At 64.7% G+C, this 11,958-nt stretch carries 11 protein-coding genes; 3 read left to right on the top strand and 8 right to left on the bottom strand.

Going from position 1 to position 11,958, the window contains the following annotated elements; all coding sequences use genetic code 11:
* A partial coding sequence (locus tag HL658_RS36615; protein WP_211109718.1) for a hypothetical protein occupies positions 1–191 on the top strand: 191 nt, incomplete at its 5' end.
* Here HL658_RS36615 and HL658_RS11990 read toward each other — a convergent pair.
* The 5 genes from HL658_RS11990 to otsB form a co-directional block, all read right to left on the bottom strand.
* The gene (locus HL658_RS11990) at positions 168–3,257 is read right to left on the bottom strand and encodes an HD domain-containing protein (protein WP_180281830.1); all 3,090 of its coding nucleotides are present in this window, start codon (positions 3,255–3,257) and stop codon (positions 168–170) included. The genes HL658_RS36615 and HL658_RS11990 overlap by 24 nt on opposite strands.
* Before the next feature lie 286 nt (positions 3,258–3,543).
* On the bottom strand, positions 3,544–3,765 hold the full coding sequence (locus HL658_RS11985; RefSeq protein WP_180281831.1) for a hypothetical protein: 222 nt from the start codon (positions 3,763–3,765) through the stop codon (positions 3,544–3,546).
* A 5-nt stretch (positions 3,766–3,770) separates the two neighbouring features.
* A complete protein-coding gene (locus tag HL658_RS11980) occupies positions 3,771–4,793 on the bottom strand; it encodes a DUF4424 family protein (RefSeq protein ID WP_180281832.1) in 1,023 nt (340 codons plus the stop codon).
* 61 nt (positions 4,794–4,854) lie between these two features.
* Positions 4,855–5,076, bottom strand: a complete 222-nt coding sequence (locus HL658_RS11975) for a hypothetical protein (RefSeq protein WP_180281833.1) — start codon at positions 5,074–5,076, stop codon at positions 4,855–4,857.
* A 92-nt stretch (positions 5,077–5,168) separates the two neighbouring features.
* Positions 5,169–5,936 carry a trehalose-phosphatase gene (otsB, locus tag HL658_RS11970; protein ID WP_246337527.1) on the bottom strand — a complete coding sequence of 256 codons (768 nt, stop codon included), beginning with the start codon at positions 5,934–5,936 and terminating at the stop codon, positions 5,169–5,171.
* A gap of 508 nt (positions 5,937–6,444) precedes the next feature.
* On the opposite strand from otsB, the gene nagA reads away from it, so the two are divergent.
* Complete coding sequence (nagA, locus tag HL658_RS11965; protein WP_343055073.1) at positions 6,445–7,578, top strand: N-acetylglucosamine-6-phosphate deacetylase; 1,134 nt, start codon at positions 6,445–6,447, stop codon at positions 7,576–7,578.
* A 223-nt stretch (positions 7,579–7,801) separates the two neighbouring features.
* Here nagA and HL658_RS11960 read toward each other — a convergent pair whose 3' ends face one another.
* Positions 7,802–7,990, bottom strand: coding sequence for a hypothetical protein (locus tag HL658_RS11960; protein ID WP_180281836.1), 189 nt, complete (start codon positions 7,988–7,990; stop codon positions 7,802–7,804).
* A gap of 75 nt (positions 7,991–8,065) precedes the next feature.
* A complete protein-coding gene (locus HL658_RS11955; RefSeq protein WP_180281837.1) occupies positions 8,066–8,974 on the bottom strand; it encodes an ROK family protein in 909 nt (302 codons plus the stop codon).
* Between the two features lie 174 nt (positions 8,975–9,148).
* On the opposite strand from HL658_RS11955, the gene HL658_RS11950 reads away from it, so the two are divergent.
* The gene (locus tag HL658_RS11950; RefSeq protein WP_180281838.1) at positions 9,149–11,536 is read left to right on the top strand and encodes an ankyrin repeat domain-containing protein; all 2,388 of its coding nucleotides are present in this window, start codon (positions 9,149–9,151) and stop codon (positions 11,534–11,536) included.
* On the opposite strand, the gene HL658_RS11945 is transcribed toward HL658_RS11950, so the two are convergent.
* Positions 11,533–11,829 (bottom strand): hypothetical protein, encoded by a 297-nt coding sequence (locus tag HL658_RS11945; RefSeq protein WP_180281839.1) that lies wholly within the window; start codon positions 11,827–11,829, stop codon positions 11,533–11,535. The two genes, HL658_RS11950 and HL658_RS11945, sit on opposite strands and share 4 nt — an antisense overlap.
* Between the last annotated feature and the right edge of the window lie 129 nt (positions 11,830–11,958).

The raw sequence follows: 11,958 nt of genomic DNA, 5'->3' as shown, positions 1-11,958 counted from the left end.
ACCCATCACAGGCCACCCCCCTGAGCAGTTACGGCTATGATTTCGCTGACTGCCGGCGCGCCCTGCGCAAGCGCACCATCGCGCGCCGACATCTTTACAGCCTTCCACCGAATCGCCGCCAGTTCCATATGCTGGAAGTCCTTCCAGAGACCATTCTGTCAAATACTCTAATTATCAAGAGACGTATGTGAGCGCCGATCCCATGTTGATACATCGAAAATTTTGAGGGGCTCAGACGTAATGCTGTCTATAAACTCATCATTTCGAGTCATTATTCCATCTCCTATCTCCAACGAAACTCTTTTCATAAAATTGTGAAGGTAACCGCTGAGATCACCGCGCGCTCCGCCTCTTTCGATAAACTGAACAGCAATATGAGAGTAAATTAGGAACCTGACAACATTATCCTCAAGGGACGAGGAAGACAAAATTTCGCGCAGAAACTTAGCAACAGCGAGGTCATTCCTTATATAGGTTCTTCCATAAGCTCTAACTGCCGAAACGTCGTTACTACACTCAAAGGTCACGTCGCACTTAGGTATCCATAGGCCGTTAAGTTGATTGGCACGGTTCGTCCTGTCGGGCATTAGATTGGACAGGACTCGCATTGAGTGAGTTACAAGTGGGTTTCTGAACTGCTTGCACTCTTCTAGTATTTTTTGTACTCGCATCCACCTTCCTGTTGCACTTTGCCACTCTATGTCAACCCTTCTCTGATTTTCTATCACACGAATTAGAACAGGCTCACACTCCTCTTCAACATTCCGTGAAACGATGCTCGTACCAAAATTGCAGAGAAGTGTTCCTTCTGGCATAGCCAAAGAGCGATCTCCGAGTGACTCAATTATTGCGCTTATAGTCGCATTTCCTGCCGTTTCCTTTATCATTTGCTCGCCTGAGCGTATAAGAGCAGAATCCACAGTATAAAATTTTCCCACCATTCTAAGCTCTTGAAATGAAATTGAAGAGCGTCGGCCGGATCGCTCTGTTATAAAAAGCGGAAGCTTTCGGATACTCTCTTTCAGGCAATCCGGACGAATTGCGCCACCACGCTCGTCTCCTGAAAGGACGGCATATATTAGCATCGGCGCGTTACTAATAGCCCACGTTTTTGAGTAATGAGACTGCATCCGCACCAGCTCGTTCGAGACATGATCAACATATAGATCGTACAACGTGCGAAGAAGATCCTCGCGCTCTTGTGTAGCCTCAAGATTTGATCGAGCAACATTCGTTTTAGGCGCGTTTTTCCCCGTTGCGTTTGCAATAGCAGGAACGCCTCTTCCTCTCAATCCAGGAGTTGTGAACTCGACAGCAATGCCCTCGATGCATGTTGATGGTATACCAATCTCATTGTCGAGACCATCGGCTGCTGACACCAACGTCCAGTCCTTAAAATATTCAGACCATCTCACTCCAAACGCAAGTGTAATTCCATTCTTTTCTTTCTGCACGATCCTAATACAACCTTCCCTTTCCTGACCATCAACATCCAACCCTCGCTTCTGAAAAAATTTAGTAAGTGCCGATTTTGGTGAATCATATCCAACAACTTCTGGGTCGCTGCCATCAATAGACAACAAAATTTTACAGCCAGGTATGATGATCCATCTCCGAGCTAGTGCAGCGAAATTCCCAATCTCTGCAGATGCCCGAACTTTCAAACGGAATCTAGTTCCATGTGGAGCCAGTTCTGCTAGTTCGCTCCGATTACCTTTGTCAATGAGCCGGATGAGGTACCGACCATGAACAGAGCGAAGAGCAATTCTCCGCGCATGTTCATCATCGATAGCACACGTGGTTATTTCGACGTTGTCGGAAACCATAAAAGCAGAAAGGACACCGATCCCGAACCTGCTGATAGGCGAAAATTCCGGAAAGTTTTCTTTGAAATCTAGTGATTGGTAGCGTGAAGATCCAGCCTTTAGTAGATGGCGCTCAATAATGTCCTGAGTCATTCCCGTTCCATTATCTGTCACCGATAGAGTTCTATCTTTTGAGCTCCATTCTATCTTTATTAGTCCTTCGAAGCTATGTCCGTCTATGATGCTTTGGAGGCGAACTGCGTCCAGAGAGTTTTGCACAAGCTCCCGAAGCACAACGCTCGTATCGTTATACAGTGTATGGCCAATGAGAAGATCAAGTATTTTCTTGGTATCGATATCAAAATTAAACGTTTTCCTGAGAAAGCCTTCTGCCTCGACTTCGTCTTCACTCACATCAGTCCAGACGAAGCGGTGATGCGGCGAATGCGCGCGTCGACACTTTTCGTTCCATTCCGCGCATTGCCGAAGCTCGGTGCGGACATACTGAAGAAACGATGTCAGTCCAAAAAACCCAACATCTTCGGTGAAGTGAGCATGAATCTCGATCGTGTCTTTAGGCGCAGAATGATCTGGCAGACCGTCCTTATTGCGTCCAACTCGTGGCATGACTCTCTTTACGGCATTCTGCTTTGCCCATTCTCGCTGGCTAATCGGGTCTGTAGGGCTAATTAGCCGGAACAGGATAGAAGGCGTGCGGTCTCGCCTCATGTGGAGAAGATCGACACTCCGAAGAATAAGCGATGCATAATGCACGTTAGCCGTTTCTGAATCCGTTGCTCCATATGCCTGAACTGGCTTATATTTCCTAAAGTTGTCTAGGTCATTAAGGTGGTGACTTTCCGCGATTAGGGCAAGATCTTTTTTTACGGCAAAATCAAGAGGAGAAATAAGTCTCTGAATCTCTTTAACTACGGACCCTGAGTATCCAAGTTCTGCATTATCTTTTCCTTCAATCCACCAGCGTATCCTGGTCGCATGATGGTGTCTGACAAATTCCTGGTACAGAAACCTATCAGCCTCATCCCGGCTCAATTTGTCAACCTTCTCTTTGTAATCTTTTCCATTTGCTCCGGAAAAAAGATGATTATCACAGAATGACAAAAATGATGATTTTCCCCTGTTTTCATACTCTTCTTTTGTTACAAGCATTCCCATATCATGAAAATATATCGATAGAGTAATAAGAAGCCAGTCAGCGTCGCTCATACATGCCTTAGTGTTTTCATCGACGACCCATTCGCTGAGTGACAACATTTCATCGATATGGGAAATGTCGTGCTTAGTATATTGTTCAAATATTCCGTTTTTACCGATCTCTCCGAGTATGTGGGCAACTGAACGCCTAACTTCGCTGAGATTGATTCCGAATGGTTCGAAGTGAGTTGCTGCATGCGCACGTTTCTCGGCAAGGCTATTGAAAGTAGTTTCCACGAGGTTCTCCCTTTTACATAATGCAATGCACAACACTCCTATGATAGCCGCGCGCGCGGTATTTGCAAGCTTCAGGTAACAGGGTTCTTCCTACAGTGAGGACATCGATGTGCGCAGGAATGTGGCGCTCGCACCGGTAGCTTTTTTGCTGAGTCTGGACGTGGCTTGGGACGCATCGCATAGGCGATGCCATCATGCTTACAATACTACTTACATGTTTGCGCTTCACGGCTGCGATGCTTATTATATCAATACGTTACGACACTCATTTGAGAATTTCCCAAGCTTACGACGAGGATTCGATTCCCTTCACCCGCTCCAAGGCATGGTCGCTGGTACGGCATTGATCGATGTGCCGGTGACCAACATCATGACGATCCTGGCTACCATGAAAATCCACCGCTTCGCGCGCTGATGGCGACGTGGCGGCTTCGTGCGCGGAACATGCATCGTGCTTCGGCTGCTGCGCTTGCGGTGCCGCCCAGCAGGTGATGCGCTGGCGGTTCATCGGGGCTACGGTTTCGAGCGGACGAACACCAGCATACGGATGTCGCGGTCCGGCACGAAATCGGTGGTCGTCGCCTCGAAGGTGGTCGGCCCGGTCCTTGTCAGCCCGTTCCAGCAGAGCGACAGGATGTTTTCCGGATCGCCCTTGTCGAGGGTGAGGTGGAAGCGGCCGATGGGACCGCGCCAGTTGCGGGCGGTGGTCAGGATGTACTCGATCTCGGCGGCGCTGAATGGCATGGCTTCGCCGGGATGCCGGAGCTCCACGGCGGTGAGCGCACTGCGGGTCGAGGCGTCGAAGCAGTAGCGGTCGTCGGTGGCGGCCTGCTCGCTGACGAGGCGGCCGACCAGCTTTCGCGCGTGGAGGGTCGAGGGCTTGCCGAGCAGGGCTCTGCCAACGAACGGGCGATAGGCGTGGCGGACACGGACCTCGACGCCGGGCGGGAAGGTCTGGCGCCAGTGGTAGCGGTTGCGCAGCACCCATTGCGGGTTGTTCGTGTCCTCGCCCTCGGCGATCAGGCCACGCGCGCGCAGCCGGTCCAGCGTGGCCGGCGGGATCGCCTTCGCGTCCTCGTCATAACCGGCACGCGACCAGGGAACCAGCCGGTCGAGCGCACCGGACTCCGCAAGTTCGGCGGTGACGTCCCTCCCGGCCAGGAAGGCGCGGCGTTCCAGCGCGGCCGGAACGGGCCGGTCGTCGATCCACAACCGGAATTCCAGGAAGTCGTGCGCGCGGACGGGGAAGGCCCAGTTGGGCGCCGTGCTGCCCAGGGACAGGTCCAGGTCCGGCAGCGGAAAGACCACCAGTGTGTCGATCGGCCGGTCGCTCTCGTTGCGGAAGACATAGGAGACGCGAACCTCGTCGAGCCCGATCCGCAAATCCTCCGACACCATGCGGATGGCGTCGGTGGTCGTGAGCTCGATGCCCGTGGTGCCCTGGAAACCGGTGCTGTCGTTGGCCGCCGCCGGCTGCGCCGGGAGCACAAGCGCCGCCGCGATGGCCGCGCACCGGACCAGGACCGCAACCGCCATGCCACCGCCCCCGCAAGCCCGGATCAACCGGACGTCAGTCTAGCGCAATCCGGCTGTGCGGTCATTCCGCCGCGCAGCGCAGCAGGCGAAGCCGGCGTCCGGCGCTGAGCGTCCGGTGCACGGTCGTCCCGAGCTTGATGTCGCGGACCTGCACCGAAAAGGGAACGCCGATGGCGTCGAGCCGCGCCTCGAACTGCCGAAGCGCGTCCAGAATGTCGGCGACCCGGTCGGAGCCATCCTGGGGATCGTCGGGGATCACGGTGCATGTGATGTCCAGCGGCACGTCCGAACCCTCTTGCCGATGTGCGAGTGTACGGATTCATACGCGAGTATTCACGCCGCGGATCGCACCGACTTTCGCCGTATGTTGCCGGATCAAAGCGCCGGCGTTGCCACCGGCCGGCCGAGGTCGAGCGCATCGGCGAGGCGGGCGAGGAACACCGCCACCTCCCCCGGATCGCGCAGACGCCATTCGGCGGCGGTGGGTGCCGGGCCGTCCATCACGCGGATGCCGGTGCCGCGCCCGGCCAGTGCGCGGAAGGCGTCCTCGTCCGTCTCGTCGTCGCCGATGTAGACAGGACGGACAGCGCCGCCCGCAAGGCCCAGCCTGTCCAGCAGAGACAGCACGGCGCGCCCCTTGTCCCACGGGACGTTCGGCCGCAGCTCGTGGATTTCCTTGCCGCCGGTGACGCGAAGCCCTTCCTCCGCCGCGGCCCGACGGTGCACGGCGTCGGCCACGGCGGGCTTGCTCTGCGGGGCCACCAGCCGGGTGTGGATGGCGATGGCGAAGCGCTTGCGCTCCACCAACGCCCCATCGATGCCGGCGAGGTCCTGGCGCAGTGCCGCTTCCGCCCGGTCGAGCGCGGGACCATGCTCCGCACCGATCTGCACGCGCAGGTCGGGGCCGCGGATGTCGAAGCCATGGCTGCCGGCGTAGACCAGGCCGGGAAGAGCCACCAGCCGCGCCACATCCTCCAGGTCGCGGCCGCTGACCACCGCCACCGGGCAGAGCCCCGCCAGACGCTCGATGCCGGACCGCACCGCAACGTCCAGCACCGCCAGATCCGGCCGTGGCATGATCGGCGTCAGGGTGCCGTCGTAGTCGAGGAACACCGCCGGCTTCCGGCCGGCCAACGACGCCATGAAGGCATCGAACCTGTCAAGGGCCGAGGGCACGGGCGTTGTGGAAGCATCAGCCATGGTGGGGTTCCCTGCACGGTGACGGGCCGGCGCCGGCGCTCTCCTGAGGAAACCAGCGAGCAAGCTGCTCGATCCGGCGGATCCGGTTCCTGTTGCGCAGCAGCAACAGCACCCCCCAAAAAGCTTCGGCCCCCGCCGGGGGCCGAGCCGGCGCGGTTGCAAGACCGCGCGTATCGACTTACATTGTGCAACGCAGCAAGCGATTGCTGCTTCGCCCTTCTTGGGCGTTTCCTCCCTAAACTCAGGCCGCTGCTCTCAGCGGCCTTTTTTCTGCCAGAAAGCCGGAAGGCGGGCAACCCCTTACCGAGGGCATACCCCGTCCGGTCCTTTCGTGCGTTGCCCCGGCACGACGGTGCCAAGACCGCAGGAAGAGGGCTTGCCCACCGGCAGCCGCTGCCCGCATGCTGCGCCCGGCGCAAACCGGAGCGAGGCCGCCAGAGTGCAAGCCCTTGTGAACGCTGACATCTTCACCGGCGACTCGGTGCTGTCCGACGGCGCCGTGGTGATCGATGACGGTCGCATCGCGACCGTGTGCCCGCGCGGCACGCTCGATCCGCGTATCGAATCGCAGGATCTCGGCGGCGGACTGGTGGCGCCAGGGTTCCTCGACCTGCAGGTGAATGGCGGCGGTGGAATCCTGTTCAACGCGTCGCCAACGGTCGAATCGCTCGTGCGAATCGGGGCGGCGCACCGGACGTTCGGCACCACCGGCTGGCTCGCCACCGTCATCACCGACGACGTCGGGGTGCGGCGAAAGGCAGCGGCCGCGGTCCGCGACGCGATGGCGGCGGGCGTGCCCGGCCTGCTCGGCATCCATTTCGAAGGCCCGCACATCAACCCGGAACGCCGCGGCGTGCACGACGCCCGCCACATCGCCCCCCTGGACGCCGCCGCGCTGGATCTCCTGACCGGAACCGGCATCCCCCATGCGCTGGTGACGCTGGCGCCGGAGCGGGTGCCGGCAGCGGCGGTGCGGCGGCTGGCGGCGGCGGGGCTGCGGGTGGCGGCGGGGCACAGCGCCGCCGGTTGGGAGGAGGCGACGGCCGGCTTCGCCGCAGGCATCACCGGCGTGACCCACCTGTACAACGCCATGAGCCCGCTCGGCTCCCGCGAGCCGGGGCTGGTGGGTGCCGCGCTGGCGGAGGACGGCTGCTGGTGCGGCATCATCGTAGACGGCCACCATGTGCACGACGCCGCCGTCCGCATAGCCTGGAAGGCGAAACCACCCGGCCGACTGTTCCTGGTGACCGACGCCATGCCGCCGGTCGGGGCGCCGGCCCCGGCGGCGGGCTTCGCGCTTTATGGCGAGACGATCGGAGTCGCCGACGGCCGCTGTGTCACCGCCGACGGACGGCTGGCCGGCTCGGCGCTCGACATGGCGACCGCGGTGCGCAACGCCGTCCGGCGTGTCGGCATCCCGCTGGAGGAGGCGTTGCGGATGGCGTCGGCCCATCCGGCGGCCTTCATGGGGATGGACGGAACACGCGGGCGGATCGCACCGGGGATGGCCGCCGACCTCGTCCATCTCGACGCGGAGCTGACCGTGCGCGGCAGCTGGATCGGCGGGAAATACGCCTCAGCCTGAACGGAACCGCTCCCCACCCCGGCCGGAGTGTCGTATAGAGGCGCATCGCACGCTTTCGGAGATCCGATCCATGGACATCGCCCTGCTCGCCGCCGCCGTCATCTTCTTCTTCTGGCAGACCATCACGGACTGATGGCCACGGACTGACGGCCCACCGGTGCCGGACGCCGGGTCGCGCCCAGCGGCGCCCCGGTGTCATGCACCGGCCGTCATGCTCCAGCTCTCACGCTCCGGCGCGCGTGTGCGCCGAGGCCACCAGTTGCAGGCTGTCCATGATGGCGCCGATGGCCTCGTGCAGTTCGGCCTGCGCCGCGTTCGACGGGATCAGGGACAAGGCGGATTCCAGCTCCTCCGCCGCCGATTGCAGGCGCCGGCTGGCGCTTTGAAGATGTTGCCGTGCGCTTTCGGTCATGGTCGTGCGCCCCACTCGGTCCCGGTGGGAACATATTATCGTATGCTGCGGGGTTGGCAACCACCGCCGCGACGGTCACGTTGACGCGGGCCACAACCACGCGGCGCCGCGCAGACCGCTGTCCGCGCCATGGCGCGCCCGCGCCAGCCGGGTGCGCGGCTCCCGCTCGATGGTCCACCGTCCCCAGCGGGCGCGCACCCCCTCCACCAGACCGGGAAGGCCGCAGAGCCCGCCGCCGATCACTATGGCGTCGGGGTCGAGCAGGTTGACCACGCCGGCCAGCGCCCGCGCCAGCGCGTCGAAGTAGAGGTCGAGCGTCGTCTGCGCCTGCGCGTCTCCCGCCTCGGCGCGGGCGGCGATGTCGGGCGGCAGCGCTTCCGTTCCCCAGCGCCTGCGATGGATCGATACCAGGCCGGCGCCGCTCAGGACCGTCTCGACGCAGCCGGACTGGCCGCAGGCGCAGGCCAGCGGCGGGCCGTCCACGGCCGGGCTTCGCCAGGGCAGCGGCGTGTGCCCCCATTCGCCCGCCAGCGCGTTGGCGCCGTTCAGGATGCGGCCATCCACCACGATGCCGCCACCGACGCCGGTCCCGAGGATGGCGCCGAACACCACCTCCGCCCCCGCCGCCGCACCGTCGGCGGCTTCCGACAGGACGAAGGCGTTGGCGTCGTTGGCGAGCCGCACCGGCCGGCCGAGCGCCCGCTCCAGCTCCGCGGCGAAGGGGTGCCCGTCGAGCCAGGGCAGGTTCACCGCACGTCGCACGACACCCTGGCGCGCATCCACCACGCCGGGCAGGCACAGCCCGATGCCGGGGGAGCAGCGGCCGACGGCCCCCTCCACCGAATCGATGACGGCGACCACGGCGGCGAGCGTGCCGGCAAGGTCGCGCGGCGTGGCCACGCGGGTTTCCGCATGGAGCGCCCCGTCGTCCTCGAGGGCGGCGGCGGCGATCTTGGTGCCGCCCAGGTCGATGCCGATGCGCATGGAAGGTCGTGTGCGGGGGCCGGTCGGGTGGGTCGGCAGCACCCTATACCGCCCGTCCGTCGCTGCGCCAGCCCTACCGAAGGGGGTGTTTTCACCGAAAGAGAGGGGCGCCATCCCCTCTGCGCCGTCGCAGCCGGGCGCCCGGACACTAGAGTCAGGGGTGAGCCCGTTCCGTTGGCCGAAACGCGCGTGATCATGGACCGCAACGCCGAACACCCGATGCCCGCACCCGTCCGCCACCCGTCCGCCCGTCTCCGCCCGGCGCAGGAGGAGGCCTTCGATGGCCTGTTGCTCGCCATGCTCGCGCGCAAGCGCCTCCTGATCCTGGTGGCGGGCGAGCGCGGGGAGCGCGGGCGCGTGTACCGCGAATTGGCCGACCATGTCGAATCCGACGGCTCGCTGGTGGTGACCGCGACCGCGCGGCCCGGCATGCAGGTCGAGGACATGATCGCCGGCGACGGGGAGGATGTTGATCTGGAGGCCGTGGTCGGCGAGCTGGAGGAGCGGCTCGATCTGGCCGGCGCCGGGCTTCTGGCCGTGGAGGAGGCGCATTGCCTCGACGTCCGGGTGTTGGCCGACCTCGCCGATCTCAGCCTGTCGGAGACGCCGGCCGGGCGCTTCCTCCAGGTGCTGCTGTGCGGCGGTCCGGAGCTGGAGCGCGCGCTCGCCCGCCCCGATCTGGCGGAAGCCGTGCGCGACTACGGCGTGATCTACCGGCTGGGCGACACCGCCGGCTGTTCCACCGTGCCGGCACCCGACCGCCACGGCATTGTGCGCGACGCCGACGAGAAAGGGACCGACGAGGACACGGTGGTGAATCCCGGTCCCGCGACGGTCGTCAACCACCCCGCCGCACCGGCGGCGGCCAACCCCGCCAACGACTGGCTGCGCCAGCGCGCGGCCGTGGCGCCCGCAGCCCGGATGGTGGCGGAGAATGGCGACGGCTACACCGACGACGACCCGGATCTCGACGGTCCGGAAGCCGACCGGCCGGTGGCGAGCCGGCGCGCGGCGGTGGCCGGGGTGGCGGTCGCCGTCGGCGCGCTGGTGGCGGTCGGTGTCGCCGGGGTCGCCCTGAACGCCCAGCGCTCCGGCCCGGAAGGGATCGCCGACGGGTTCCAGCGCGTGTGGACGCAGACGCGGACCTTCGTCAACGACCAGCTCGTGGCGCCGATTCTCGGCACTGCTCCGTCCGGAACGGCATCCGACCAGCCGGTGCCGCAGCGACCGGACCCGCGGGTGGCGGTGTCGGCACCCGCGGCCACCCCCGTCCCGAGCACCGCACCTTCCCGGCCGGAGCCGCGCGTGGAACCGCCGGCCACCGCGGCGACGCCACCGGCCGCGACGGCACCCGCCGCGACACCGCCGGCTTCCCCATCGCCCCAGGCCACCGCGGCGGCGCCCGCAACGCCGTCCTCCCAGCCACCAGCGGCTCCACCGGCGGCTTCGCCCGCGCCCCCTGCCGCGCAGCCGCTGCCCGCGGCCGGTTCCACCGGGGCGCCGCCGGCCGCCGGCTCGGCCGGTGGCACGGCGACGCCACCCGCGCAGGTCGCGGCGCTGCCCCCCGCCACCGCACCGGCCATCACCACACCGAACGCCACCGCACCGAACGCCACCCCCGCGCCGCCGGCCCTGGATGCGGCGGCGCGCCAGCGCATCACGGCGCTGGTGGAAAGCGCCCGCCGGCAGATCGGCGCCAAGCGGCTGACCACCCCGGCCGGCGACAACGCGGCGGAGACGGTGCAGCGCATCCGCGCCATCGACCCGCGGTCGGCGGACGCCGACGCGCTGGTCGCCGAGATCAAGGACACCTACCGCCGCTGGGCCGTGCTGGCCGAGCGCGACCGCAACCTGGCCGACGCCCAGCGCTTCTACGAGCGTGCGCTGTCGGTCGATCCGAACGACCGCGAGCTTCAGGATGCGCTGCGCGCCGCAGGCGGCACCCAGCCGGCGCCGGTCGACACCGCCGCGGTGCCGACCGACCCCGATACGGCATTGGCGTCGCGCGCCTCGGCGCTGGCGGTGCTGGAGCGGCCGGACGCGCTGCGCGGCCTGCTCGGCGCGATGGGTGATCCCGACCGCCGGCTCCCCGACGGCAAGACGCTGCTGATGCTGGCGTCGGAGGCCGGGCTGGCCGATTCCGTCCGCGCGCTGCTGGGCGCCGGTGCCAAGGCCAACGCCCGCTCCGGCGACGGCGCCACCCCCGTGATGTACGCGGCGTGGTACGGGCGTGACGACATCATCGGCCTGCTGGCATCGGCCGGCGCCGACCTCGACGCCCGCAACACCGACGGCAAGACCGCCCTGATGGCCGCGGCGGCACGCGGCAACACCGCGGCGGTGCGCGCGCTGGTCGAGCGGGGTGCGGCGGTGGACGCCGCGGCCAGTCATGGCTGGACCGCGCTGATGTACGCCGCCAACGCCGGCCACGAGCCGGTGGCCCGGCTGCTGGTCGAGCACGGTGCCGACCCCTTCCGCAGCGACGAGCGGGGGAACTCCGCCTACACGCTGGGCGCCCTGCAGGGCCACACCGAAGTGGTCGAGGCGCTGCGGCGGCGCTAGCCCGGCACCCGCGGTTTGCGCGGCGGCGGCGGGACCGGCACGGACGGGCCGGGTGCACCCGGGTCGGCCCGGTGGCGTTGGGCGGGCGGACGCCCCGCCTCTCCGATCGGCACGATGGTCTGCACATTGGGCGCGAAGGCGTCCCGGCACCACCCCTTGGCCTGCGCCTCCTCCAGCGCCGAGCCGTCGAGCTGCCAGCAATCAACGGTCTGCACGGCGCATCCGGCCGGCAACACGGCCAGCAGGGCGGCACCCGCCAGCAGGCCGAACCCCTTCCACGCCCTCGCCGCCATCCGCCCGCCACCGTCGCCGTCCGCAAGACACCCGTGACTATAGCCCTGTGCGGGGGAACACCGCCCCTGCGCAGGAAAGGGCGGAGCGTTCGTCCGTCGTACTGCCTTCGCTTCCTTGCCCACAGCCCT

Origin of the sequence: Azospirillum oleiclasticum (assembly GCF_013423485.1) — a bacterium.
GTDB lineage: Bacteria > Pseudomonadota > Alphaproteobacteria > Azospirillales > Azospirillaceae > Azospirillum > Azospirillum oleiclasticum.
Note: the sequence above shows the minus strand (reverse complement) of the source record. Positions and strands in the feature narration are given on the sequence as shown.